25 protein-coding genes and 1 tRNA gene are annotated in these 25,505 nt (G+C 65.6%); 17 read left to right on the forward strand and 9 right to left on the reverse strand.

All coding sequences use genetic code 11. The annotated features are described in order from the left end of the window. Positions 1-19: 19 nt before the first annotated feature. From BOO71_RS04505 to BOO71_RS04525, 5 genes are all read left to right on the forward strand, one after another. Positions 20-907 (forward strand): carbohydrate ABC transporter permease, encoded by an 888-nt coding sequence (locus BOO71_RS04505; RefSeq protein WP_083652985.1) that lies wholly within the window; start codon positions 20-22, stop codon positions 905-907. Beyond that, the gene (locus BOO71_RS04510; protein ID WP_075830782.1) at positions 904-1,749 is read left to right on the forward strand and encodes a PIG-L deacetylase family protein; all 846 of its coding nucleotides are present in this window, start codon (positions 904-906) and stop codon (positions 1,747-1,749) included. Before BOO71_RS04505 ends, BOO71_RS04510 begins: the two co-directional genes overlap by 4 nt. Continuing rightward, positions 1,746-2,648 carry a carbohydrate kinase family protein gene (locus BOO71_RS04515; RefSeq protein ID WP_075830783.1) on the forward strand — a complete coding sequence of 301 codons (903 nt, stop codon included), beginning with the start codon at positions 1,746-1,748 and terminating at the stop codon, positions 2,646-2,648. The genes BOO71_RS04510 and BOO71_RS04515 overlap by 4 nt, the downstream gene beginning before the upstream one ends. Before the next feature lie 134 nt (positions 2,649-2,782). Further along, positions 2,783-3,457 (forward strand): HAD family hydrolase, encoded by a 675-nt coding sequence (locus BOO71_RS04520; protein WP_075830784.1) that lies wholly within the window; start codon positions 2,783-2,785, stop codon positions 3,455-3,457. Beyond that, positions 3,454-3,660: a YwbE family protein gene (locus tag BOO71_RS04525; protein WP_075830785.1), complete on the forward strand. Its 207-nt coding sequence runs from the start codon at positions 3,454-3,456 to the stop codon at positions 3,658-3,660. The genes BOO71_RS04520 and BOO71_RS04525 overlap by 4 nt, the downstream gene beginning before the upstream one ends. Positions 3,661-3,694: 34 nt before the next feature. On the opposite strand, the gene BOO71_RS04530 is transcribed toward BOO71_RS04525, so the two are convergent. Then, positions 3,695-3,934 carry a hypothetical protein gene (locus BOO71_RS04530; protein WP_075830786.1) on the reverse strand — a complete coding sequence of 80 codons (240 nt, stop codon included), beginning with the start codon at positions 3,932-3,934 and terminating at the stop codon, positions 3,695-3,697. Between the two features lie 115 nt (positions 3,935-4,049). Between BOO71_RS04530 and BOO71_RS04535 the strand changes: the two genes are divergently transcribed. From BOO71_RS04535 to BOO71_RS04555, 6 genes are all read left to right on the forward strand, one after another. Beyond that, a complete protein-coding gene (locus BOO71_RS04535) occupies positions 4,050-6,893 on the forward strand; it encodes a 2-oxoglutarate dehydrogenase E1 component (protein WP_075830787.1) in 2,844 nt (947 codons plus the stop codon). 264 nt (positions 6,894-7,157) lie between these two features. Continuing rightward, positions 7,158-8,672, forward strand: coding sequence for a Si-specific NAD(P)(+) transhydrogenase (gene sthA, locus BOO71_RS04540; protein ID WP_075830788.1), 1,515 nt, complete (start codon positions 7,158-7,160; stop codon positions 8,670-8,672). Further along, positions 8,669-8,956 (forward strand): hypothetical protein, encoded by a 288-nt coding sequence (locus tag BOO71_RS04545; protein WP_075830789.1) that lies wholly within the window; start codon positions 8,669-8,671, stop codon positions 8,954-8,956. Before sthA ends, BOO71_RS04545 begins: the two co-directional genes overlap by 4 nt. 48 nt (positions 8,957-9,004) lie before the next feature. After that, the gene (locus BOO71_RS27615; protein WP_175607362.1) at positions 9,005-9,319 is read left to right on the forward strand and encodes a hypothetical protein; all 315 of its coding nucleotides are present in this window, start codon (positions 9,005-9,007) and stop codon (positions 9,317-9,319) included. A gap of 27 nt (positions 9,320-9,346) precedes the next feature. After that, positions 9,347-9,649, forward strand: a complete 303-nt coding sequence (locus BOO71_RS04550) for a putative quinol monooxygenase (protein WP_075830790.1) — start codon at positions 9,347-9,349, stop codon at positions 9,647-9,649. A 48-nt stretch (positions 9,650-9,697) separates the two neighbouring features. Continuing rightward, positions 9,698-12,013: an IS1096 element passenger TnpR family protein gene (locus BOO71_RS04555; protein ID WP_075830791.1), complete on the forward strand. Its 2,316-nt coding sequence runs from the start codon at positions 9,698-9,700 to the stop codon at positions 12,011-12,013. Here BOO71_RS04555 and tsaE read toward each other — a convergent pair. From tsaE to BOO71_RS04575, 4 genes are all read right to left on the reverse strand, one after another. After that, positions 12,010-12,498 (reverse strand): tRNA (adenosine(37)-N6)-threonylcarbamoyltransferase complex ATPase subunit type 1 TsaE, encoded by a 489-nt coding sequence (gene tsaE / locus BOO71_RS04560; RefSeq protein WP_083652987.1) that lies wholly within the window; start codon positions 12,496-12,498, stop codon positions 12,010-12,012. The genes BOO71_RS04555 and tsaE overlap by 4 nt on opposite strands. A gap of 62 nt (positions 12,499-12,560) precedes the next feature. Further along, positions 12,561-14,369: a hypothetical protein gene (locus tag BOO71_RS04565; protein WP_139322748.1), complete on the reverse strand. Its 1,809-nt coding sequence runs from the start codon at positions 14,367-14,369 to the stop codon at positions 12,561-12,563. Between the two features lie 134 nt (positions 14,370-14,503). Then, complete coding sequence (locus BOO71_RS04570) at positions 14,504-16,117, reverse strand: hypothetical protein (protein WP_075830792.1); 1,614 nt, start codon at positions 16,115-16,117, stop codon at positions 14,504-14,506. After that, positions 16,114-16,839, reverse strand: a complete 726-nt coding sequence (locus BOO71_RS04575) for a dynein regulation protein LC7 (protein ID WP_075830793.1) — start codon at positions 16,837-16,839, stop codon at positions 16,114-16,116. Before BOO71_RS04575 ends, BOO71_RS04570 begins: the two co-directional genes overlap by 4 nt. A gap of 169 nt (positions 16,840-17,008) precedes the next feature. On the opposite strand from BOO71_RS04575, the gene BOO71_RS04580 reads away from it, so the two are divergent. Next, a tRNA-Arg gene (locus BOO71_RS04580) sits at positions 17,009-17,085 on the forward strand. Between the two features lie 75 nt (positions 17,086-17,160). Here BOO71_RS04580 and BOO71_RS29030 read toward each other — a convergent pair. Further along, positions 17,161-17,286, reverse strand: coding sequence for a hypothetical protein (locus BOO71_RS29030; protein WP_303046713.1), 126 nt, complete (start codon positions 17,284-17,286; stop codon positions 17,161-17,163). A gap of 133 nt (positions 17,287-17,419) precedes the next feature. After that, the gene (locus tag BOO71_RS04585; protein ID WP_075830794.1) at positions 17,420-19,255 is read right to left on the reverse strand and encodes an acyl-CoA dehydrogenase C-terminal domain-containing protein; all 1,836 of its coding nucleotides are present in this window, start codon (positions 19,253-19,255) and stop codon (positions 17,420-17,422) included. Between the two features lie 295 nt (positions 19,256-19,550). On the opposite strand from BOO71_RS04585, the gene BOO71_RS04590 reads away from it, so the two are divergent. From BOO71_RS04590 to argR, 5 genes are all read left to right on the forward strand, one after another. Beyond that, a complete protein-coding gene (locus tag BOO71_RS04590; RefSeq protein ID WP_029483486.1) occupies positions 19,551-20,246 on the forward strand; it encodes a Crp/Fnr family transcriptional regulator in 696 nt (231 codons plus the stop codon). A 193-nt stretch (positions 20,247-20,439) separates the two neighbouring features. Further along, the gene (locus BOO71_RS04595) at positions 20,440-21,807 is read left to right on the forward strand and encodes a BCS1 and AAA domain-containing protein (protein ID WP_075830795.1); all 1,368 of its coding nucleotides are present in this window, start codon (positions 20,440-20,442) and stop codon (positions 21,805-21,807) included. A 103-nt stretch (positions 21,808-21,910) separates the two neighbouring features. Beyond that, positions 21,911-22,828 (forward strand): AEC family transporter, encoded by a 918-nt coding sequence (locus BOO71_RS04600; RefSeq protein ID WP_075830796.1) that lies wholly within the window; start codon positions 21,911-21,913, stop codon positions 22,826-22,828. A gap of 27 nt (positions 22,829-22,855) precedes the next feature. Beyond that, positions 22,856-24,091, forward strand: coding sequence for a bifunctional phosphopantothenoylcysteine decarboxylase/phosphopantothenate--cysteine ligase CoaBC (gene coaBC, locus BOO71_RS04605; RefSeq protein ID WP_303046714.1), 1,236 nt, complete (start codon positions 22,856-22,858; stop codon positions 24,089-24,091). A 49-nt stretch (positions 24,092-24,140) separates the two neighbouring features. Next, complete coding sequence (gene argR, locus BOO71_RS04610) at positions 24,141-24,611, forward strand: arginine repressor (RefSeq protein WP_075830797.1); 471 nt, start codon at positions 24,141-24,143, stop codon at positions 24,609-24,611. A gap of 81 nt (positions 24,612-24,692) precedes the next feature. Here the strand turns inward: argR and BOO71_RS04615 are convergent, their stop codons facing one another. Beyond that, complete coding sequence (locus BOO71_RS04615; protein ID WP_075830798.1) at positions 24,693-25,112, reverse strand: response regulator; 420 nt, start codon at positions 25,110-25,112, stop codon at positions 24,693-24,695. 100 nt (positions 25,113-25,212) lie between these two features. Next, on the reverse strand, positions 25,213-25,377 hold the full coding sequence (locus BOO71_RS27620) for a hypothetical protein (RefSeq protein WP_175607363.1): 165 nt from the start codon (positions 25,375-25,377) through the stop codon (positions 25,213-25,215). Positions 25,378-25,505: the final 128 nt, after the last annotated feature.

Raw genomic sequence — 25,505 nt, forward strand, 5'->3', positions numbered from 1 at the left:
CCTTCCAATCGGAGTTTGTATGACCACGACACTAAACAAACCCGACGCGCGTGAAACTGCGGGCGATCCTCGCCCGCGCCGCCGCCTCAACACGCCGATGCTGCTGGCCTACCTCGTGCTGACGGTGGGCATCGTGGTCACGCTGTTTCCCTTCATGTGGATGCTCCTGACCAGCCTCAAGAGCTTTCAGGAACTGTTCAACCTGAGCTTCCTGCCCGAATCGCCCACCCTGGACAACTACCGTCAGGTCCTGCTGGAAACCAAGTTCATCCAGTGGTTCGGCAACAGCCTGCTGGTGGCCGGTGTGACCACCGCCACCGTGCTGTTCTTCGACTCGATGGTGGGCTACACCCTGGCCAAGTTCGACTTTCCCGGCAAGAACCTCATCTTCATCCTGATCCTCTCCACGCTGATGATCCCCACCGAGATGCTGGTCATTCCGTGGTTCGTGGGTGTCAGCGACATTCACCTGACCCAGAGTGTGCCGGGGGCCTACTTTGCGATCATGTTCCCCGGTCTGATGAGCGCGTTCGGGGTCTTTCTGATGCGGCAGTTCTTCGAGACGCTGCCCGATGACCTGCTGGAAGCGGCACGCATCGACGGCATGAGCGAATTCGGCATTTTCTGGCGGATCGCTTTGCCGCTGGTTCGCCCGGCGCTGGCCAGTCTGGCGATCTTCACCTTTCTGGGGAACTGGAACGCGTTCCTGTGGCCGCTGATCGTGATCCAGAGACCGGAGTTCCGCACGCTGCCGGTGGGCACCGCGCTGTTTAACGGGGAGGCGGGAACGCAGTGGGGGCTGATCATGGCGGCCAGCAGTCTGGCGGTGATCCCGGTGCTGATCGTGTTCGCCATCTTCCAGAAACAGATCATCGAGGGCATCGTTCTGACCGGGATGAAGGGATGAGCGCTGCGGCGTCTCTGCTGGCCGTCTTTGCCCATCCCGACGACGAGGCCCTGCGCTGCGGCGGAGCGCTGGCGCTGTACGCCGCACGCGGCGCGCAGGTTCACCTGATCTGCCTGACGCGCGGTGAGGCGGGCCGCAACACGGACCCCACCCTGGGCAACGTGGACCTGCCCACCCAGCGGGAGCAGGAACTCAAAGATGCCTGTCTTGCCCTGGGCATCCACCCACCCATTTTTCTCGGCTACCATGACAGCGGGCGGGGTGACCGGCTTCGCCGCGATGATCCCCTGGCCACCATCAATGCCGACCTGACGGCGATGGAACGCCAGATTCTGGAAGTGATCGAGGCCACCCACCCTCAAATTATGCTGACCTTCGACCCACATGGCATGTACGGCCATCCTGACCATCTGATCGCCCACCGCGTCGCCACCGCTGCCTATGCCAGCAGCGGGTTCCGGCAGGTGCGCGTTCAGCGGCTCTTTTACACGGTCCAGAGCCGTGAGGAAATGCTGCGCCTCCAGAGTGGACGTTCTCTCGGCGTGCTGGAGGGGCTGGAGCCGGAGACTTACGCGGTCTGCGACTGCACCATCGCCGCCCGGATTGACATCCGCGCCTACGCGGCACAGAAGCGGGCGGCCCTGTTCTCCCACCGCACCCAGACGGGTCCGCTCAGCACCCTGGGCACCCTCAGCGACGAGCAGTTCGCCCCGCTGATGGAGAGCGAGACCTTCAGCCTGGGCGGGATTCGCTCCTCGGTGCCCGAGTATCCGATGCACGATCTCTTTGCGGGCCTGAACGTCGAGTTCCGTCCTGCGGCACCGTCGGAGCGGCCTGCGTGACGCCGCGCGATCTGGTCATCCTGGGCAACATCAACGTGGACCTGATTCTCGGTCCCCTGGACGGCTGGCCTGGGCGCGGCACTGAAGTTCTGGTCGAGGAGTTGCAGTGGCGCGTCGGCGGGAATGCGGGCAACGCCGCCGCCGCCTGTGCGGCGCTGGGCACAGACCACGCTGTGATCAGCACGGCTGGGGATGATCTGGCCGGAAAGTGGCTTCAGCAACAGCTCCCTACCGGGCAGGTCACCTGGCTTCCCTGTGATGGACCAACCTCCGTGACCGTCGCCGTGACCCATTCAGACGGCGAACGGACCTTTATCACCCAGTTGGGGCATCTGGCGGCCCTGGCGTGGGCGGACCTGCGGCCCCACGTTCCCGCCAGCCGCTTTGCCCTGCTGGCCGGGGGCTTTCTCACGCCAGCCCTGCGCCGCGAGTACCCCGAAATATTGACCTGGTTCGGGCGCAGCGGGACACAGGTGGCCCTCGACATGGGCTGGCCCGATGGCGGCTACACCCCTGGACTGCGGCGGGAAGTGCTGTGCTGGCTGCCCCGAACGCATCATCTGCTGATCAACGACCTCGAAGCGCTGGCCCTGACAGGCGAGACCGATCTGCGGTGCGCCGTGGAATGCCTCGCTTCCCACCTCCACCCGGACGGCACCCTGGTGATCAAGCGGGGGGCCGAGGGCGTTTTGCTTCATCACGGCGGACAGGTCAGCACGCATGCAGCCCCGGCCATTCAGGTCAGCGATACCGTCGGGGCCGGTGACATCTGGAACGCCGCGTACCTGGATGCCCTCAGCCGCGCAGAGGGGACAGAGGCCGCCGCTGGGTTTGCTGTGCAGGTTGCGTCCACGGCTGTTTCCACCAGCCCCAGGCGTTACCTCGCCCCAGAGGGTTGAAGTCGCCAGGAAGCCACGGCCTCCGATTGGCAGGTGTTGGGAACATTCTGTGAGCTGTCCCGATTCCTGCACGAAACAAGCGGAACCATTGACAACAACGTGGGGGGAACGTCTGGCCTGTTACCCTACCTTCCATGACCCCCACCGTCTTTCTGGACATGAACGAGACGCTGCTGGACCTCTCGGCACTGGACGGGCTGTTCTTCACGGCCTTCGGTGATCCGGGGGCCAGACCGCAGTGGTTTGGCCTGCTGCTGCAACTGGCCCTGACCCAGACCGTGCTGGGCGAATACCGTGATTTCACGGCACTGGGCGGGGCGGCCCTGACCGCACTGGGCGAGGCGCGCGGTCAGGATGTGCCTCAGCAGCTTCACTCCGAGCTGGCGACCGGCATGCGGATGTTGCCCGCTCACCCCGACACCCGTGAGGGCCTGGAAATTCTGCGTGCGGGCGGGGCGCGGCTGGTCTGCCTGACCAACAACCCACAGGCCGTGCTGGACGCCCAACTGGAAAACGCGGGCTTTGCCGATCTGGTAGACGGAGCGGTGTCGGTGGACCCTGGCCGGATGCTCAAGCCGGGGCGGGCGGCCTACGAATACGGCCTGTCGCGCACAGGCGCACATGCCCACGAAAGCTGGCTGCTGGCGGCGCACGGCTGGGACATTGCGGGGGCAAAGGCGGCGGGCCTACACACAGCTTTCGTGGAACGCCCCGGTCAGGCCCAGAACCCGCTGATGCGCGCCGATATTTCCGGGCCGCTGCCCACCGTGGCCCGCGCGCTGATCGGACGGTTGGGCGGGCAGGCGTGATTCCAGCCCGGTCCCAGATTCGTGCCGGCCTGGATGTGGACATCGTTCAGAAGCACCACCAGCGCAGCGGAGATCTGACTCGCGGCGTGGTGGCGCAACTGCTGACTTCCTCTGCCGCACACCCGCATGGCATCAAGGTCCGGCTGACCACGGGCGAGGTGGGGCGCGTTCAGGCGCTGGTCATCCCGGACGCGGGCGGGTGAGCGAACTGAACAGACCTTCTGGAGCCTGGTTTCCTTAGCCCTGCGCCCGCCGACGGGGCAGCGTAATGCCCAGCCCCAGCAACAGGCCCCCGATCACTGCCAGCGCGTAGGTGATCAGCACGTTGTTCAGTGGGCTGGGAAAGCTGGTAGAGCGGTTGGCGTTGGCCACGGCGTGAAGCTGGTTGATGTCGATCACGTCCTTGCCCAGCAGCAGCAGCGAAACGACGAAGACGACAAGGCCCAGCGCCACGACGATGCGGGAAACGATTTTCATACCCGTATCTTACGGGCTGGCCTGTCACCCCGTCAGGGACCCCCCGCCCCCCCACTTCACGGGGGCTTCAGAGGGCACCTTTCAGCGGCGGCAGCGGGGTATGCTGGAAGGCGTTATGACGCAGCGGCAGACCATCATGTCCGGCGGGAACGCGGCCTTTATCGAGGGGCTGTACGAGACCTACCTGACCGACCCTGGAAGCGTGGACGCCGAGTGGCGGGCCTACTTTGACGAGTTGCGCGGCGGGACCCAGGAGGCCCTGCACTCGCCCGTCCAGCAGGCATTTTATGAGCTGGGCCAGAGCCGCCGGGGAGGCGCAGCCCCGGCCCCCAGCGGCGGCGGCGCGCATCAGGCGGGCAGCGCGATGGTCACGGCCTACCGCGTGTACGGCCACATCAGCGCCCGCAACAATCCCCTCAAGATGCGCGGCCAGCCGGTGGTCCCCGAACTGACCCCCGAGTTCTACGGCCTGTCCGAGGCAGATCTGTCTGAGACGGTCAGCGAGGGGCCGTTCAACGGGTCTTTACGGGACGTGATCGCCCAGCTTCAGGACACCTACTGCGGCTCGATTGGCTTCGAGTTCAACTACCTGCCCGCCAACGAGCGCCGGTGGTTCCAGGAGCGCATCGAGAAAGAAAAGGGGCAGGGCCGCTACTCGTTTACCCGCGAGGAGCGCCGCCGCACCATGCTCAAACTGAACGCCGCCGAAGGGCTGGAGCTGTACCTCAAAAACAAGTATCCCGGCGTCAAACGCTTTGGTCTGGAAGGCTCAGAGAGCTTCATTCCGCTGATGGACCGCCTGATCCAGCAGGCCGGGGTATACGGCGTCAAGGAAGTGGTGATCGGGATGGCCCACCGTGGCCGCCTGAACATGCTGGTCAACATCTTCGGCAAGCCGCCCAGCGCGCTGTTCGACGAATTCGACGGCAAGAAGAAGCTCAGCGACAACCCCGACGTGGCTGGGGACGTCAAGTACCACATGGGCTATTCCAGCGACGTGCGTACCCCTGGCGGCCCGATGCATCTGGCACTGGCCTTCAACCCCTCGCACCTGGAAATCGTCTCGCCCGTGGTCCACGGCAGCGTGCGCGCCCGCCAGGACCGGCGCGGCGACACCGAGCGCAAGACCGTTCTGCCCATCACCATCCACGGCGACGCGGCGGTCAGCGGGCAGGGCGTGGTCATGGAAACGCTGAACCTGTCGCGCCTGCGCGGCTTTGCCACTGGTGGCGCGGTCCGAATTGTCATCAACAATCAGGTGGGCTTTACCATCAGCGATCCGCGCGACACCCGCAGCAGCCGCTACTGCACGGATATCGCCAAGGTGGCCAACGCCCCCGTGTTGCACGTCAGCGGCGACGATCCAGAGGCGGTGGTCTTCTGCGGTGATCTGGCGCTGGCCTACCGCCAGGAATTCGGCAAGGACGTGTTCATCGACCTGATTTCCTTCCGGCGCAACGGTCACAATGAGGGCGACGAGCCGCGCATGACCCAGCCGATCATGTACCGCGAGATCGACAAGCACCCCGGCACCCGCTCCATCTACGCCGCAAAGCTGGAACAGGAAAGCGTGCTGGAAGCGGGCGAGGGCGACGCGCTGATTGACGGGTTCCGCGACAAGCTCGACGCCGGGGAGCCGGTGGTGACTGAGATGGAAAACCTGGCTCAGAGTGAACTGGCCGTGGACTGGTCGGCCTACACTGGCACCCACTGGCGCGACGAGGTCTCCACCGCCGTTCCCCGCGAGAAGCTGGAGGAGCTGGGCCTGAAACTGGCCAGCGTGCCGGAAAACTTCGTGCCGCACCGGGGCGTCGAGCGTGTGCTGAAGGCGCGGGCGGCGATGGCGCGCGGTGAGCAGCCCCTCGACTGGGGCATGGGCGAGAATCTGGCCTACGCCACCCTGCTGGACGAAGGTTACGGCGTGCGGCTGGTGGGCCAGGACAGCGGGCGCGGCACCTTCGTTCACCGCCATGCCGTGCTGCACAACCAGAACGCCGATGATCCCCTGAACGAGGAATACATGGCGCTGGCGCACCTCTCGCCGGATCAGGGGCAGGTCGAGGTCATCGACAGCACCCTGTCGGAAGAGGCGGTGATGGCCTTCGAGTACGGCTATTCCACCTCTGAACCCAAGGGGCTGGTGGCGTGGGAAGGCCAGTTCGGCGACTTCGCCAACGGCGCGCAGGCGGTCATCGACCAGTTCCTGAGTGCGGGCGAGAGCAAGTGGCTGCGCCTGAGCGGCCTGACCCTGCTGCTGCCCCACGGCTATGAGGGCGCGGGGCCGGAACACTCCAGCGCCCGTCTGGAGCGCTACCTGCAACTGTGTGCCCAGAAAAACATGCAGGTGGTGGTGCCCAGCAGCGCCGCCCAGATGTTCCACCTGCTGCGCCGTCAGGTGCTGCGCCCGTACCGCAAGCCGCTGATCATCATGACCCCCAAGAGCCTGCTGCGAAACAAGCAGGCCATGAACCCGCTGAGCGACTTCACCGATGGCCGTTTTTCCGAGGTGATCGGGGATTACGACGTGACCGGCGCACACCGCGTGGTCATCAGCAGCGGCAAGCTGCACTGGGAACTGGTGGAGGCCAGAGACGCCGATCAGGACGCCTACGCCGGAACCGCCCTGATTCGCCTGGAACAGCTCTACCCCTTTCCCGCCGAGGCCTTGCGGACCGAACTGGCCCGTCATCCCGGCGCGCAGGTGGTGTGGGCGCAGGAGGAACCGGAAAACCAGGGCGCATGGCTGATGATCTGGGAAGATCTGGAAAGCGTTCTGGCTCCCGGTCAGGTACTGAGCCACTCCAGCCGCCCCCGCAGCGCCAGCACCGCCGCCGGATACGCCAGCGTCCACGCCCGCGAGCAGGCCACCGTGATCGCCGCCGCACTGGGCGAGAGGATCGATCCCGAAGTTGTGGAAGAGCAGGAAAAAATCGCCGAGGAAGCTGCGCAGCCGGGCTGAACTGGGGATAAGGAAGGGGGCCGGAGTGGAGGATGCTTCGGCTCTGTTTCGTTTTGGATGAATGGGGCTTCCACGTTTTAGCCCCTCTGTTTGGCAGCCCTGCAATTCCGACTATGTGGGGCAACCTTTGGGGGAGCTGGCGGCGAAGCCGACTGAGGGGTTAACCGCAAGCACCCACCCCGCAACCTCCATACAAATCCCCACCGTCCCCTGGTGATAGCCTGCCCGTGATTCAAAAATCCAGCCCGGTCCCGCGAGGTGTTCATGACGCATGAAGCAGTCCTTCCGCCCGATGTCGCCGCTGCCCCTGCCGACTTTACCTATGACCTGCTGGTAATCGGCTCCGGCCCCGGCGGGCAGCGTGCGGCGATTCAGGCGGCCAAGCTGGGCAAGAAAGTGGCCGTGGTGGAGCGCAAGGCGGTGGTGGGTGGCGTCTGCACGAACACCGGAACCATCCCCTCGAAGACCTTCCGCGAGGCGATCATGCATCTCAGCGGCTACAACGAGCGCGGGCTGTACGGCGCGAGCTACAGCGTCAAGGACGATATCGGCGTCGAGGATTTGCTGCGCCGCACCACCAGCGTGATCGGCCACGAGCTGGACGTGGTGCGCGCCCAACTGCACCGCAACCGCGTGGAGGTCATCTCTGCCGAGGCCAGTTTTATCGGCCCGCACACGCTGCGGCTGCGCGACGTGCGCGGCAAGAATACGGGCGACTCCTGGCGCGACGTGACCGCCCGCCAGATCGTGATTGCGGTGGGGACCAAGGCGGCGCGCGATCCGGGCATTCCCTTTGACGGCAAACGCATCCTGATCAGCGACGACATTCTGGATTTAACAGAGCTGCCGCGCACGGTGGCGGTGATCGGCGGCGGCGTGATCGGCTGCGAGTACGCCAGCATGTTCGCCGCGCTGGGCGTGCGCGTCACGCTGATCGACAAGCGCCCGCGCCTGCTGGACTTCATCGACCACGAGATCACTGACATTCTTGCTTACCAGCTTCGCCAGAACCGCATGACCCTGCGGCTGGGCGAGGCGGTTCACAAGGTTGAAAAGGTGCAGGGCGCACGGTGCGAGCAGGTGCGGATCGTCCTGGCGAGCGGCAAGGAAGTCACCTCCGATCTGGTGCTGTATTCCATCGGGCGCATCGGGGCCACCGCGCGGCTGAATCTGGAGGCGGCGGGCCTGAGCGCCGATTCACGCGGGCGCATCGACGTGAACGCCCATTACCAGACCGCCGTGCCGCACATCTACGCGGTGGGCGACGTGATCGGCTTTCCGTCCCTCGCCAGCGTGAGCATGGAGCAGGGCCGACTGGCTGCCTGCCACGCCTACGGTGTTCCCACCCAGAGCGTCCCCGAACTGTTTCCCTACGGCATCTACACCATTCCCGAGATCAGCACGGTGGGCAAGAACGAGGAAGAGTTGACGCAGGCTGGCGTGCCCTACGAGATCGGCAAGGCGCAGTACCGCGAGATCGCGCGCGGGCAGATCATCGGGGACGAGCAAGGCACGCTGAAGCTGATCTTCAACATGGATACGCGCGAACTGCTGGGCGTGCATATCATCGGCACGGGCGCAAGCGAGCTGATTCACATCGGGCAGGCGGTGATGGCCTTTGGCGGCACGGTGGATTACTTCGTGAACACGGTTTTCAATTACCCCACCCTGGCCGAGTGCTATAAGACCGCCGCGTTTGACGGCATCAACCGCCTGGGCAGCGCCCCCACGCTGGAGCCGAAGCTGGAACCGGTGCGGGAAGTGGGGGTGGTGGTGTGAGCGAGAAAATGCAGTTGGTCATTGATGGCGATTCAGTTGCCTTCAAACAGTCAGCGGGTTTTGAATTCCGCTTAAATCTCAGTGAGTTTCCAGACTTGGTTAAGGCGCATCTTGCAAAGGTCAAACCCACCGCGAACACCAAAAGCACTCAGGCTTGCGAATCACTTGGGGCGGAAGTTCTGGAGAAAGATTTCGAGTGGGAATTTTTAAAGCCATTCATCCGCGATGTTTGTCGTTGGGGCGGGTTCGCTCTAATATATGCGAAAGTTCTTAACGAGAAGTGAAAGCCAGAGGAAAGGATTCCTCCAAGATTCTTAGCTGCTCATAATTTTATGAATGAGAGTAATCAGCGCATTGATCTCGCAATAAAGGAGGTAGTAGATATACCGGGCCTGGGAATTTCGTTCGGTTCTAAGCATCTCCGCTTTCTGTACCCTGAATTTTGTCCAGTTCTTGACGTGAACACAGTCAAATTAGGCTATGAGCAGACGCCACAGGGCTATCAAAAATTCGCCCAGGATTGCCGATTGATCGCCAACACCTTAACCGAACGAGGAACACCCAACCCCTTCCCAGAACGTCCTAAAAAATGGTTCGTCAGCGACATTGATATGGCCCTATTTGCCCGTCTGAGTGGCTGGAAGTAAACCTCACTCACCTAAAAGGAGATTCAAATGATCCTGTCCCACGGAACACTGACCGCCCCCGAAGCCCACGCCGACGCCACCCGCCAGATGCTGCGCCAGATCGCGCAGGCCACCCGTCAGGAAACGGGCTGTCAGCTTTATCTGGTCTCGGAGAATCTGGAAACGCCGGGCCATTTCGTCATCACCGAGCAGTGGGCCAGCATGGAGGACATGCAAACCCATCTGGCGCTGCCTGCCGTGGGCGAGGCCATCGCCGCCGTACACGGCATGGGCATCACGGACCTGACCATCACGGCCTGGGAGGCGGGAACGCAGACACAGATCATGTAAAGCGTGCGCTGAAAACACTCTGGGCGGCGGGATGTGCCACCATAAAGCATGCCCCGGCAAAGAGACCCTTCGGAACTGCTGGCCCTGCTGCGAAGTGCGGTGGTCGCCCCCAACCCGCCGCCCAGCCTGATCAAGCAGGCCAGAAAGCTGCCGCTGGAGAAGAACGGCGTGTGGCTTTTGCTGACCCATCCGTTGTTTGCGCCGGGGGTCGAGGAAGCCGTGTCCACCGTGGTGGTGCTGCTGGACTTCGGCAGTGGCGCGCTGCTGTATCAGGACGTGATGGAAGACCTGGACACCGCCGAGCTGACCGAACTGGTGCTGGAAACCATGCTGGACCCCATGCCAGCCACGCCCGACGAGGGCGGCCTGACCATGACGTTGCAGCCAGCGCCCGCCCGGCAACCCGCGCGCCTGCTGGCCTCCGACGCCTATGTGGCGCAGAGTCTGGCAGCGGAGTTGTCGGCCCTGAAGGTGAAGGTCACCCACGACGATTCGCCCGAAACGGCGCAGATGCTGGCCGCGCTGGCACAGACGTTCCAGGCCACCCTGACCGAGCAGATCGAGGCCATGCGTGCCAAGCCTGTACTGGCTGGCCATTCGGACGACGCCGTGCGCGCCTTCCACGCGGCCATGACCGACTTCTGGCACGCCGAACCCTGGGAGGTCTTTGATCCCTTCAAACTGGTGCGGGCGGGCTGGACAGATGAACATGGCGAAATGCGGCAGTGCTGCGCCACGCTCATGGGCGACGCGGACGAGGAATACGGGCTGGCCCTGTTCGCCCGCGCGGGCGAGTGGGCGGTGCTGGCGCAGGGGGCCGGTCCCATGTCGGCCCTGAGCGTGCTGGGCGGCATCGAGCGCGTGGCGCTGGCCGAGGCGGCGGAATTGGACCCGCAGGATCTGGCAACGTTCCGGCGTCTGGGCCTGAAGCCGCTGGAAGAGAGTGAGGACGCAGTCTGGCCGGTGTTGCAGCGCATGACCCTCGACACTGCGCCAGAGGCCAGAATCGGCGTCCAGACCGTGCTGCCCGTGACGCCCCTGCCCGTGGTTACGGCGCTGCTGCAAACCCTGGCAGACCGGGCGCGTGCCAGACCGGGCCGTCAGGTGACCTCTTTGACTGCCGAGGTGGACGGCGTGAGCGTGCGCTATCCCTCGCCGCCTGCCGATGATTTCGGTGAGCAGGAACGGCGCGGGGCCGTGCGCGTCACCCTCGCTGGCGAGTCGGATTGGAACCACTCCGCGCCCGAACATCTGACCCTGACCGCCCCTGCTTCCATGACCCTGCGCGACGTGTGGAGCGGCGTGGAGAAGAAATACGGGCGGGCGCTGCTGCCCTTCCGCCTGGAATTTCCAGACGCCGAGGGGATAGAGGAACAGGAGTTTGGACCTGTGCCCGCCACCTTCTGGCACTCGCGCTCCGGCTCTCCGCTGCTGATCATGCGCCACCTGCCCGACGCCGGGACGCTGGACGGCGGGGGCCAGATGGTGCGCGCCGAATGGCTGCCCGATCTGGAAGTTTCCGATGTGGAGCTGGAGGTTCGGGCTGAGGGCGGAACCAGCGCCGCGCCCGCGAACATCCCGCTGTCTGCCGAATCACTCAGCAGTCCGGTGCAAAAGAAGGCGGCAAAAGAAAAGGTGATAAAAGCGGCAGCCGCACCGCAGAAACGCGCTCAGCACGAGGGTATGTGCCGCCTGTGCGGCTTCGTGGGCAACAAGGCCAGCATGACCCGGCATCTGGCAAAGTGCGAGAACCGCGCCGCGACCGTCAAGGGCGAACATGAGGTCTACCGCCTGCGCGTCACGGACAGCCGCCGCCCGGACTACTGGCTGGACGTGGAGATGCCCGTCACCGCCAATCTGGACGATCTGGACGGCTTTCTGCGTGGGATCTGGCTGGAGTGCTGCGGCCACATGAGCGCCTTCACGATTGGGCCGGAAGACGATTACGCTGACTTTGATCCTTTCAGCGGGCCACCGAAAAAGAGCAGGCAGCCCACGCTGGAAAAATTGGGGCTGGACAAGGGCGACAAATTCGGCTACACCTACGATTTCGGCAGCAGCACTGACCTGAACGTGCAGGTGCAGGCCCGCGAAACGGTGGCGGGCAAAGCCGGAGAGAAGGTGCGCCTGCTGGCCCGCAACATTCCACCCGCGCTGACCTGCTCGGAGTGCGGCAAACCTGCCGTGTGGGTGAATTCCTGGGAATATGACGAGGAAACCGGGCGGGCGGTCCTGTACTGCGCCCAGCACGGCGAGGATCAGGACGAGGAGGCACTGCTCCCAGTGGTCAATTCGCCGCGCATGGGCGTCTGCGCTTACGAGGGCGGCAATCTGGACGAGTGGCCCCCGGCGGTGATCGGCTAACGGATTCGCGTCACCCGCCGCAGGTCTTCCTCACCCTCCAGATGCTCCAGCCGCAGGATGGGTGCGTCCGGGTAGTCGGCGTACAGCCGTTCGCCCCACTCCACCACGCTCAGGCGGCTGCCCGCGATCAGGTCTTCGAGGTCCAGTTCGTACAGTTCCTGCACCCCGCGCACGCGGTAGGCGTCCACATGCAGGGCGCGGCCAACTGGGGTGGGGTAGGCGTGGATCAGGGCGTAGGTGGGGCTGGTGACCGGACCGTCAAACCCTAGTGCCTCAATCAGGCCAGAGGTCAGCGTGGTCTTGCCTGCGCCCAGTTCGCCTTCTAGAAACAGGACGGTGGCGTGCGGCAGGGCCGGGGCCAGGGCCGCGCCGAACCGCCGCTGTTCTCCGGGGCCGCGCAGCAGGCGAGACTGGCCCGTTTCAAAAGAGCCGGGTTCAGATGGGCCAGTCTTCAGAGGATCGGTGTCAGGCGGAAATGCAGGCATCGCCGCCGATGCTAGCGCCGGAGATCGGCGGCGTGTCGGGTCAGTGGCGTACCTGGTCAGGATTAACGCTGCGTGCGGGTCACCCGCCACAGACCCTCGGCGTCCTGCTGGGCTTCCCAGCGGTGTCTGGCGCTGTGCATGGTCACTTCGGTGACGCCCATGTCCTCGGCCACGGTCATCAGGTTGGTCAGGGGGACGGTGCTTTTGTCGTAGGGACCACTGAGCAGCATGCAGCCCTGAAAGGTCCAGACCTCGGCGGGTAGTTCTGCGGCGTCCAGCTCAAAAACGCCCAGCAGGCCGCTCAGGGCGTCGTCGCCGAAAGTGGCCGTGACTTCCTGGGCGGCGCGGTACTCGGCCTGGGCCTCGGCCAGCAGCGTCTCGGCGTCGGTCAGGGTCTGGGCGTAGCGGGCGCGGGCGGCGGCGCTCATTGGCCCCAGGCGGCGCTGGGCACGGAGGGTATCGGCCAGACGGCCCAGGCGCTGGGTGGTTTCCCCGGCCAGTCCGCGCACGGCGTCGTATTCGGCCACGATCCCGTCGGCGCGGGCGTCGAAACCCTCGCGCTCCTGGGCCGCCACGCCCATGTGGCGTTCCAGCACCGCCCACAGCGGGTCCAGATCCAGCGCCTGACCGTTCGAGAGGGCCGCCTGGGCCTCCGAGAGCAGCGGGGCCAGCTCGGCGGCTGCCGCGCCGGGCAGATCGCGGGCGGTGCGCTCGATCTCCAGCAGTTCGCGGCCCGCGTGCAGGCCCGCCTCGCCGCTGAGGGCCGCGCCGTCGGGGCTGGCCTGCAACGCGCCGCGCGCCGTACTCAGGGCGCGCAATTCGTCGCTGGCCAGGGTGCCGCCGTCCAGCAGGTGGCGTGCAGCGTCCAGCGACACGCGTACACCCGCGCCCGCCGGGTGGCCGGACAGATCGCTTTCCAGCGCGGCCAGCGCGGCGCGCTGTTCGCTCAGGACCTCGGCCAACACGGCGCGCAGGGTCTCGCACCAGCCCTCTACCACCTGGGCCGTCAGCGGTTGCTGCTCGCCGCCCCCACGCAGCGCTACAAGTTGCTCACGCAGGTCCGGGCGCACCAGCAGCAGCGGCGCGAACTCGCGCTCGGCAGTGTCCAGCGCCTGTCGGGCGTGTTCGCGTTCCAGTTCCAGGACGCGGGCCTGCGCCTGCGCCCCCTCGGCGCTGCGGGCACCGCTGCCCAGGCCCTCCACCACAGAGGATTCCAGTTGTTTACGCAGGTTGTAGGTCAGGGTGCGGGCGCGGTCCACCTCGCCGGGCAGCAGCGTACTCTGGGTCTGGGCCTCGTCGATCTGACCGATCAGGGTGTCCAGACGGCGCACCTCGCGGCCTCCCAGCCCCTGCACCCGCGTGAAGACGGCGCGCAGCTCGGCCAGATCCTGGGCCTGCACCACCAGCCCCTCCTGAAGGCGGCGGTCCATTTGCGCGATCAGGTCCTGGCCCTCCTGCACCAGGGCCGCCGTGTCCTGGCCGCCCTCCTGTTCCTGGCGGGCCACCCCCAGCAGGCCGCGCAGGCGCTGGGTCTCGGGCCAGTCGAAGTACAGCGCGAAACGCCGGGCCTGTTCCTCCAGTTCGTCCAGCGCGGCGTCGTTGGCGGGCAGGCGTTCCTGGGTGACCTGCGACAGTTCCTCCAGCACCTCCGAGACCCGGCGCTTGGCCAGCGTCGCGGGCACGCTGAGTTGCAGCCGCTTGAATACCTCGCGCTTGAGGATACTTTCCAGCGTGCGGACGTCCATGCGCTCCGGCGTGGTGCCGCGCTCGGCGGCGGCGTCCTGGAGAATGCGTTCCAGCGCACGCGGCGAGATCAAGTCACCCAGCATCTTGACCGGCAACTGGTGCAGGCTGGCGTTCATGGCTGACATGGGCACGTCGCCGGATCACGTCTGGAGCGCGCCCGAATCCTGGGCGACAGGCTAAACATCACTGCCCCGGAGGCCCGGACGGGCGAGAGAGGCCACGTTAGACGGAATCCGTATCAGACATAGCCTCCATTCCATCACAGGTCCTCGTCCCAGTCCAGGCTCTGGGCGGCGGCGCTTTCCTGCTGCGGCGCGCTGCGGCGGCCCAGCAGACCGAATTGCTGGCACAGCCCCCGGAACCCGAAGGTGGTCAGGCCGATGGCGAGGGCCGCCGACAGCGCCCACAGCGGTAGCCCGTAGGCGTTCTGGGTCAGGGTGAAATTGCTGGCGGCCCGCAGCGCGCCCACGCCGGTCAGGTCACCGATGGCCCCCAGCAATCCGAACAAGCCTTCCAGAAACACCGGCAGCAGCAGCAGCGCCAGCCCCGAGGCGATGGCCCGCCAGTAGGTGTTGCGCCCGCCGAAAGCCAGATTCAGCAGGTACAGCGGCACGAAGGCCAGGGCCGCCAGCAGCGCGAAGACCAGCACCCGCAGCCAGCCCCCGAAGCCGCGCGCCGCCCCGGCTGAAACGTTATCCAGCGTGCTGACGGGTTGACCGGCGGCGCGGCGTTCCAGCCCCGACAGGGTAGCGATCAGGGCCTGTACGTCGTCCGGGCGCAGCGCCGTGCGGGCCTGCGCCGCGCCCAGATCGAACACCAGCGCGTCGTAGCCCTGTGCGCCGCGCAGGGAAATCGGTGCGGCGGCCAGCGCGGTTCCGGCCAGTCCCAGTTGCTCGCGGGCCAGCGCGGGATCGCCGTGCCCAGCGGCGGTCAGTGCCCGGCCCAGCGCGGCGTAGACCTCGCCTGCGTCCGTTCTGGCCGGGCGCGCATTAGTGCTGGCCGTGGGCCTGGACGCATTAGAGGGCGTCGCTGCGCTGGGATTTGCTGCTGCGGTATTCGGGGTCCTGGCGGGCGTGACCGTCACCGGGACGGTGGGCGTGGTGGAAGGGGTGACCGCCGCGCCGCTCGGTGCGGAGGCCAGAGACTTCACGAATCCGGCGTTGCCCTGGCGCAGTGCTGTCAGCGATGTGCCCAGCGCGCCCACGTCGCCCACGGTCAATTGCCGCAGCGCGTCACCGAACTGCGAGACCTTCAGGTCACCCGCGCCAGGGGCGTCCTGCACCGCCGTGAACCACGCCATCCCACGCGACAGGTTCAGGTACGTGGCGGGGGACTGGGTGGGCTGGGCCGTGTTCAGGGCCGCGCCGATCTTGCCCGCCGCCTCGCGTTGCAGCCGCCAGGCCACGCGGGGCAACTTGCCCGCCGCGCCGTCGTCCAGCAGCGCCTGCGCTGCCGCGCCGCTCAGGCCGAATTCGCCGGCCAGCAGCCGCAGTTGCGCCGTACCGTTGGCCGGGGCGCTGGCCAGCAGGGTCAGGGTCTGGTCATACAGCGCCTTGCGCATGAAGCCGCGTGCCAGCAGGACCTGGGCTTCCAGTTCCGCCGGACTGCGCGCCAGCGAGCCGCGCGCGCGTTCCAGCGAGCCTTGCAGGGCGCTGACCAGTTGACGGTTTTGCAGGCTGGGGGCCAGCTTTTTCAGATCGGCGTCCGCCGCGTCCAGCCGGGTCAGTGCCTGAGCCGCTGAAGTCGCGCGCGCTGTCACGGCCCCGTCCAGATCGGCGGCCAGCGCCCGGTAGGCTCCCAGGTCCTGCGCGCCCGCCGAACCCGCGCCCAGCAGCGCCGCCGTCAGCAACCAGCCTGTGCTGCGGGAAGTCATGCGGCCACCTGAAGGCCCTGCAATTCCACCAGCATGCGGCCCACGTTGGCCTGCGCGCCCACCACCACGGCCACGCAGTACTCGCCCAGCGGGCGCATACAGACCGTGCGCCCCCCCAGGTCCGCCGACATCAGCCGCAGCGTGCGGCCCCCCAGCAGCAGCGCCGTGGCTGCCACCACCCCGCCCAGGCCGCTGGCTCCGGCGATGGCGCGGCTTTGCAGCACCTCGCCGCTGGCCCGGCAGACCATCACGCCCTGCACGCCAGAGAACCGGGCCAGCTCGCGCAGCAGTTCCTCCTGCCCGTCCGCGTTGCTCAGGTCATAGGTGCGGCCCAGCCCCACGGGCACGTATTCGGGATCGTCGAACTCGAAGTCGTCGGCCCCCAGGTTCAGGTGTTCCAGCGACAGGCCATTGACATCCGAGTCGTCGTCCCAGGCGGCAAAGGGGGCCATCTGGGTCATCAGCGTGGGAGCTTTGGGGTATTCCGCTGCCAGTTGCCTGGCCAGCGTAAGCAGCTCCTGGCGGGCACGCGCCTCGGGCAAGACCATCGACAGCCGCGCCAGCAGCGGCCCGGACAGCAGGCGCTGAAGGTCCTGGGCCGTCACAGTCTCGGGTTTCAGGCGTTGCTCGCGCAGCAGGGCCTGAAGCATGGTCTCGGCTGCTCGCGCCGATACGACGCCCGCCAGGGCACGAACAGTCATGGTGTACACCGCATTGGTCATCTCAGAAAACCTCAAGTGAGTGTAGACAGAGCGGGCTTACATTTTTGTCTCACGCGGTTGCCCGCCTATTCCCCTGCCTTTGCTATACTCCCTGCGGTCTGGATCTGCCCAGCATTGAAGGCCAGTTCTGCCGTTCTGTACACTGCCTTTGAGAAACAGATCCCCGCAGGCACCCGTAGCTCAGTTGGATAGAGCGGCCCCCTCCTAAGGGGCAGGTCACTGGTTCGACTCCAGTCGAGTGCACCACGTCCAGTACGCAAAAACCCACTCCGCCAGGAGTGGGTTTTTGCGTGTCCGGCGCAGGTCCAGTGGAGTAGGCCGTTAATTCAGCAACGTCGGGGCGTCCTGCTGAGGCGCGGGCAGGGTGGGCAAGAGGTTGATCACCGTCGCGTGCTGCCCGTCGTCTAGGACAGCCTCGGCTGGTTCAATGCCACTTTTGCCAATCACCAAAAATCCGGTTGAACATGGGCTGGCAATTCAAGCCGGGCGAGAAAGAGATAATGGGCGTCATTCCTTGCCCCTACGCAGAAAACAGCGCCCACCCCCGCAGGAGTGAGCGCTCTCTCAACACTCTGGGTGCTTACGCGGTGACGAGTTCGCGCTCCAGGCCGAACATGCGGTTGTCCACGGCCAGCGGCTCGTTGCCCGCCTTGATGGTGGCGGCCAGCGCCTTGATCTCGGGGAACAACTTGGTGAAGTAGAAACGCGCGGTCTGGACCTTGCCCAGGTAGAAGCCGTCCTTGTCCTGCCCGGCGTCAATCTTGGCCTGGGCCACCTTCGCCATGCGCGCCCACAGGTAGCCGTACACGACGTGGCCGAAGAAGCGCAGGTAATCCACGGCGGCGGCGTTGACCTCGTCGGCACCACCCTCTCCGCTCATGGCTTTCTGGCCCACCACCATCGTGATGCTGCCCAGTTGCTGCGAGGCCTTACCCAGCGCCGTGACGTACTCGCCAATATGCTCGTCAGATTCGTTCTCGTCCACGAATTCCTGGAGCATTCCGGCCAGTTTCTGGAGCTTCTTGCCGCCGTCCATCAGCACCTTGCGGCCCAGCAGGTCCAGCGCCTGGATGCCGTTGGTGCCTTCATAGATCTGGCCGATGCGGGCGTCGCGCACGAACTGCTCCATGCCCCACTCGCGGATGTAGCCGTGGCCGCCGAAAATCTGCTGGCTCTGCACGGCGATGTTGAAGCCGTTGTCGGTCATGAACGCCTTGGCAATCGGGGTCAGGAGGGCCACCAGATCGCCCGCTTCCTGGCGCGCGGCCTCGTCGGGGTGGTGGTGTTCGGTGTCGATGCTCAGGGCCAGCCACATCGCCATCGCGCGGCCTGCCTCGGTGTACGCCTTGCCAGTCAGCAGCATGCGGCGCACGTCGGGGTGGACGATGATCGGATCGGCATTTTCGGAAGGACTCATGCGCGGGTTGTGGCGCATCTGGAGGCGGTCCTTGGCGTAGGCCAGCGCGTTCTGGTAGGCCACTTCGCCCAGGCCGAGGCCCTGTAAACCGGTGCCCAGACGGGCCGCGTTCATCATGATGAACATGTGGTTCATGCCCTTGTTGATCTCGCCCACCAGGAAGCCGGTTGCGCCGTCAAAGTTCAGCAGGGCGGTGGCGTTGCCGTTGATGCCCATCTTGTGTTCCAGGCTGCCGCAGACCACGCCGTTGCGCTCGCCCACTTTGCCCTCGGGCGTGGGCAGGTACTTGGGAACTAGGAACAGGCTGATGCCCTTGGTGCCCTCGGGGCTGCCCTCCAGGCGGGCCAGCACCAGATGCACGATGTTGTCGGCCATGTCATGCTCGCCCGCGCTGATGAAGATCTTGGTGCCGCTGACCGCGTAGGTGCCGTCGCCGTTGTCCTTCGCCTTGGTGCGGATGATCCCCAGGTCCGTCCCGGCGTGCGGCTCGGTCAGGCACATGGTCCCGGTCCACTCGCCCGAGACGATCTTGGGCAGGTACAGGTCTTTCAGCTCGTCGCTGCCCACCGCGTGCAATGCCGAGTACGCGCCGTGGCTCAGGCCGGGGTACATGCTCCAGGCCACGTTGGCGCTGTTCAGCAGTTCCACCAGCACGTTGCTCACCAGATGCGGCATGCCCTGTCCGCCGTAGTTGGGATCGGCGTCCAGCGCGGTCCAGCCCGCCTTGCGGTACTTGTCGTAGGCGGCCTTGAAGCCGTCCGGGGTGGTTACCTCGCCGTCGTCGTGGCGCACGCAGCCCTGCTGATCGCCCACCGCATTCAGCGGGACCAGTTCGCCTTCCACGAAGCGGGCGGCCTCGTCCAGCACCTGTTCCATCAGGGCACCGTCGGCGGTCTCGTTCTCGGCGTAGTACGGCATCTTCGCCAGTTCGGCGGGAGCGTCGAGCAGTTCGTTGATCAGAAACTTGATGTCGCGCAGCGGTGCTTTGTAGGTCGGCATGTGGACTCCTTCGTGTGTAGAACACGGCGGTGCAGGACCCATGCCCCTGCGGCACGATTACCCGGCACTGTTTAGACCGAGTATAAAACTTCTGGAGGCAAAAGTCACGCAGATTTCTCCCGTCTTCTCTTTATGGACGCTCAAATGGGGACTGGTCCGAGAGGTCCCCAGAACCAGCAGAGGAGGCAACGGGGGGAATGACCTCGTGTTCATCCTCTCTTGATCTCCAGCATGCCTGCCCGGCAAGGTACATCTGCCCCCTGGACCGCCCAATTCGAGTATCCTGCGAAGGATCATGAATTATCCGAGCCTGGTCTGGCACCTCAAACGCACCGAGCTGTTTGCCGACCTCGAACTGGCAGAGCTGGAAAAGGTGGCTGCCACGACCCCCTACCGTCAGTACGGGCCGGGTGAGGTCGTCTACCGCATGGACGACCCCGCCGACGCGCTTTATTTCGTCAAAAGTGGGCTGGTCAAGATCAGCAAACTGTTCCCCAACGGCAAGGAGGCCATTCTGGGCGTGATCGGGCAGCACGACACCTTTGGTGAGCTGCTGCTGCAACCCGAGGAACGTCGCCCCACCCAGGCCGAGGCGCTGGAACGCACCACCCTGATCGTGCTGCCCCGCAGCGAGTTGCAATCCCTGCTGAGCAGCAAACCCGATCTGGCCATGAAACTGATTCGCCTGATGGCCGCCCGGTTGTTCGAGGCCCAGGCGTGGAGCGCCACCGTCAGCGCCTACAGCGCCCCCGAGCGCGTCGCCAGCCTGCTGTACCGTCTGGCCCGCGAATTCGGCAGACCGCACAGTCAGGGCGTCGAGCTGAACCTGAAACTCAATCAGGAAGACATCGCCCGGATGGTGGGGGCCACCCGCGAGACGGTCAGCCACTCGCTGGGCAAGCTCAAGCAGGAGGGGGCCATCGTGCGTGCCCGCGCGCCGATCATCGTCCGCATGGAAGCGCTGAAGGCGTACATCGAACAGGGCAACTAGAAAAAATCTGACAGCCCGCCCCTCCGCAATGGAGGGGTTTTTTCGTGCCGGATCAATTCAGAAAATAAGCCAAGGCTAAGCTCCCAGGCGCATCTCAGCCTCAGCCATTCGGCACAGGCGGGGGCGGCAGGGTCAGCTCTAGGGTAATTGGAGAGGAAAGAGCGACATCTTTCCCGCACCTGGACCTGAAATCATGAACATCACCGAACTTTCCAACATTCTGCACACCTTCTGGACCGAGCTTCTCGGCACGGCGCAGCACACGCTGGCCACCAACGAACTGGCGCAGGGCGGACTGCTGATCGGCCTGCTGAGCGCGGCGGCCATGTACGCCCGCACGCTGCCCACGCAACTGATCTCGCGGCTGGACCGCCGGTTTACCGTCACGCTGGACATTCAGGGCGACGACCCGGCCTTTCCGTGGCTGGCGGCGTGGCTGGCCGCCCAGCCGGTGGGGCGCAACCTGCGGCATCTGGGGGTGGTCACGCGTTTCAACGAGCAGATGGGCGGCCACAACGTGGCGATTGGCACGGACCGCGACGGCGACGAGATCACCGCCCGGCTGGTTCCGCTGAGCGGCGCGGCGTTGCTGCGCTTCCGGGGCCACTGGATGCTGGCCTACCCGCAGCGCACCGAGCGGCAGGGCGCGAACCACGGAGCGCTGGGCTTCACCCACAGCCTGACCTTCCGCATGCTGTCCGGGGCGCGTCCGGTGATTACAGACTTGCTGCGCGAGGCCTACGACTTCACGGCGGGCCGCAGCGACGGGCGCGTGGAAATCTACGTGCCCGAATACCAGAGTTGGAAGCTGGTGGAACGCCGCGCCGCCCGCCCTCTGGAGAGCCTGATCTACGCCGAGGGCCTGCTGGACAACCTGCACGCCGATCTGGGCGGCTTCTTCGGGGACCGTGAGTGGTACGCGGGTATGGGCATCCCGTACCGCCGGGGCTACCTGCTGCACGGCCCTCCCGGCAACGGCAAGAGCAGTCTGGTGTCGGCGCTGGCGGGTGCCTTTGGCCTGAACGTGTGCGTGCTGAACCTCGCCACGCCGGACCTGAGCGATGACCGCCTGACCGCCCTGCTGGCCGAATTACCGCGCCGTGCCCTGCTGCTGCTGGAGGATATCGACGCCGTGTTTCTGGGCCGAGAACCGAGAACCCCCAGCGTCAAACTGTCCTTCAACGGGCTGCTGAACGCGCTGGACGGCGTGGCGGCGGGCGAGGGGGGCCGCGTGACCTTCATGACCACCAACGATCTGGCCGGGTTGGACGCCGCGCTGATCCGTCCGGGCCGCGCGGACCGCCACCTCTTGATAGACAATGCCACCCGCGCCCAGGTGGCCGGGATGCTGCGCCGCTTCTGGCCGGAGTGGAACGAGGCAGAAGTCGGCGAACTGGCTGCCCGTCTACCCGAAGGCACGCTGAGCATGGCCCGCATTCAGGAATACCTGCTGGAACGCCGCGCCGACGAGGCAGGCGTGCGCCGGGACTGGGCGGATCTGGCGGGCGTGGAGGAAGTTGTCGCGCCCTGCCCCACGCGGCTGCGGTTGCTGGCGGGCTGAACCGATTCAATCCACCCTCTTCCCCGCGAAGGGGGATTTTTCATGTCTGCCGATTACGGCGGACGGCCCTTCCACACTCTGTTTGTGCCAGGATACTGGCTGAATGTTCCAGGCCCTGAGCAACGTCCTGCTGCCCGTGATGATCGTCGCCGGTCTGGGGGCCCTGCTGGCCTCGCGGATGAAAATCGATCAGGTCACCATCTCGCGCATCACCATGTACCTGCTGATTCCGGCGCTGGTGCTGGACGTGATTTTGCGGACCCCGGTCAAGGCTGCCGAGGCTGGGCAACTGGGGCTGGCCTTCCTGCTGGTGATGGCCGTGTCGCTGGGGCTGGGCTGGCTGGCCGGGCTGGGCCGTCCCGACGCAGAACGCCGCAGCCTGAGCGCCTCGTCGGGCATCTGGAACAGCGGAAACATGGGGCTGCCGATTGCGCTGTTCGTGTTCGGTGACAGCGGGTTTGACCGGGCCACCGTGGTTTTTCTGGTGTCCATCGTCGCCATGTATATCGTCGGCCCGGCCATCTACGGCTCGGCCTCTAAAACGGGGCAGAAGTACGGCGTGGCCGACATTTTGAAGTCGGTGTTCCGGCTGCCCACCATCTGGGTGGCGCTGATCGCCGTGGCGCTGCGGGTGCTGAACGTGCCCGTTCCGCAGGGCGTGACGCGCGGGGTGGCGCTCTTGGCACAGGCCACGCTGCCGCTGGTGCTGCTCTCCCTGGGCCTGCAACTGGGAGCCGGAGGCTGGCCGCCGCTGAACCGCCGGGTGTGGCTGGCGGGTGCGGCGCGGCTGATCGGTGGACCGCTGATCGCGCTGGGGATCGGCTTTCTGGTGGGGCTGCGCGGCGAATCGCTGGCGGTGCTGATCCTCTCGGCCAGCATGCCCACTGCCGTCAATGCCCTGCTGATCGCGCAGGAATACGGCGGCGACTCGGAGACGGTGGCCGGGGTGGTGCTGGTCACGACGCTGGGATCGGTGCTGAGTATCGCGGCGGTGGTGGCGCTGCTGCCGATGCTGGGGTAAGGGCCGCCTGCCCGCTACACTCCGGGGGTGAGAGCAGACGCGGCGGCGGAGGGTCAGAAGACGGTGCTGGTGATCGTGGGCGGCAGCATGGCCGGCATCAAAGCGCCCTCTGTGCTGCGGCGGCTGCGTGAGGGTGGCGTAGGGGTCAGCGTGATCGCCACCCGCGCCGCGCTGGCCTTTATCACCGAGCTGAGCCTGTCCACCGCCGCCGACGGCCCGGTGGGAACCGATGCAGCGTGGTTCTCGCCCCGCCCCGACGCTCTGCATCTGACGCTGGCAAAGGCCGATGCCGCCTTGATCGTGGGAGCCTCCGCCGAGTTGCTGGCGGGGGCGGCGCACGGTCACGCGAACGATCTGGCGCTGGCAACCCTCCTGAGCGTGCCGGGGCCAGTGCTGTGGGTTCCGGCCATGAACGCGGCCATGTGGCACAACCGGGCCGTTCAGGCCAATGTGGCGCGGCTGAGGGACTGGGGCCATCACTTCCTGGGACCGGAGGTGGGCGCGTTCGGCACACGTGGTGAGGGCGCGGGCATCGGGCGCATGGCCGAGCCGGAGGAGATTGCCGCCGCCGTGCTGAAGCTCCTGACACCCGCCGCGCCGCGTGATCTGGACGGCCTGCATGTGGTGGTGTCGGCTGGTCCTACCCGCGAGTATCTGGACCCGGTGCGCTTTATCAGCAACCCCAGCAGCGGCAAGATGGGCTTCGCGGTGGCCGAGAACGCGCGGGACCGGGGCGCACGCGTCACGCTGGTGACGGGTCCGGTGAATTTGCCTGATCCTTCCGACATGCAGGTGGTGAGGATCGAGTCTGCCCTGGAGCTGCGCGACGCCGTGATCGGGGCAGCCCAGGACGCCGATATCGTGGTCATGACCGCCGCCGTGGCCGATTACCGCGCCGCCGAACTCAAGGGCGAGAAACAGGCGAAGGTGGCGGGCGACGTGAGCATCCACCTCACGCCCAATCCCGACATCCTGGCCGAACTGGGGCAGAACAAGGGGGAGCGTGTGCTGGTGGGTTTTGCGATGGAAACGCACGCGGGCGTGGAGCGGGCCGCCGCCAAGGCCGCGCACAAGAACGCCGATTTCATCCTGCTGAATTACCCCACGCAGGAGGGAACGGCGTTTGGCGGCGATGACAATCAGGTGACGCTTGTTCGCGCCGACGGCTCCCACCAGGACTGGCCCCGCGCCAGCAAGCGCCAGGTGGCGCGGCAATTGCTGAACGAGGCTTTGCGGGTTCGGGGCCAGCGAACAACAGATTAAGCCCCTCCGGCAATTGCATTATTCATCCGCACTGCATAGAGTGGCGGGCGTGCCAGGCAAGCTCAGCAAGGAACAGCGTCAGAAGCGCATTCAGGACATCATCGCCCGCGAAAGCGTCTCCACGCAGGGCGAACTGGTGGAATTTCTGCGCCATGAGGACGTGCTGGTCACGCAGGCCACCGTCAGCCGCGACATCAACGAGCTGCGGCTGGTGCGCGTGCCGGTGGGCAAGGGCCGCCACCGCTACGCCCTGTCACAGTCGGGCGGCCACGGCGACGTCAAGGGTGAGCTGGGCCGGTTGTTCCAGAACTTCGTGCAGGACGTGGACCGGGGCGAGAACGTGCTGGTGGTCCGCACCGCCGAGGGCCACGCGTCCGGGGTGGCGCTGCTGCTGGACCGCCTGCGCCGCGACGATATCGTGGGCACCATTGCCGGGGAGGACACCATTTTCGTGGTGGCCCGCACCACCGATGAGGGAGAGGCCCTGATGGAAGAACTGCACGCGTTGATGCTGGGCTAGAGAAGTTCAGGGATACAACCCCGCCACAATCACAATAAAAACCCCCGCCTGGATGGGGATGGTTTGCGGTTCCGTGCGGTTCTATCCCACATGGTTGACGGTGCGGCTGGACTGCCAGTAATCCAGGAACTTCTCGATCTGAGACAGAAATTCAGCAAAACTCGACGATTTGACCAGATATGAGCTGGCGTGCAGCGTGTAGGCCTCGCTGATGTCCTGCTGGGCGCTGGAGGTCGACAGGATCACTACTGGAATGCGGATCAGACGGGGGTCCCTCTTCATTTCGCGCAGCAGTTCAAAGCCGCTCATGCCGGGCATGTTGAGGTCCAGCAGGACCACATCGACCTGAAAATCCCGGTCCTGAAGGAGTGCCAGCGCTTCCCGCCCGCTTCCGGCACAGGTCAGGACGCATTCCGGGCACAGGTGCTCGAAAGCCTCCTGTGCCAGCAACTGGTCCTGTGGACTGTCATCCACCACGAGGTAATTGAAAGGCAGCATCATGCCCTCAATGATAAAGCTTTCTTAATGCTGACCATCGGTCTTCCTAGAAGAGAAGCTGAGCCGCTCTGTGAGCGTTGAGAGCCAGCCCTGTAAATAGACCTCAGCCCGCGTGTGGTCTGGTCCGCTTGGCGGAATCTGCGCGGGAGCGCCCCGGAATTGTGGAGTCGAGTCGCGCCACTGCACTGAACGGCACCGAAGGGCGCGGGGCCAGCAGAAGCGCAATGGCCAGGACGCCGAACAGCACGATCAGGAGGAGACTCACCATGACTGGAAGTATGGCAGCGTGACCCTGCCGAGACCATTGCGGATCGCTTCATAGGTCTCTGGCTGGACGCTCATGGTGGGCTGGATACTCATGCGGACAGCAAGTAAAAACCCCCGCCGGGGCGGAGG

The organism is Deinococcus marmoris (assembly GCF_001949125.1).
Classification (GTDB): domain Bacteria; phylum Deinococcota; class Deinococci; order Deinococcales; family Deinococcaceae; genus Deinococcus; species Deinococcus marmoris_A.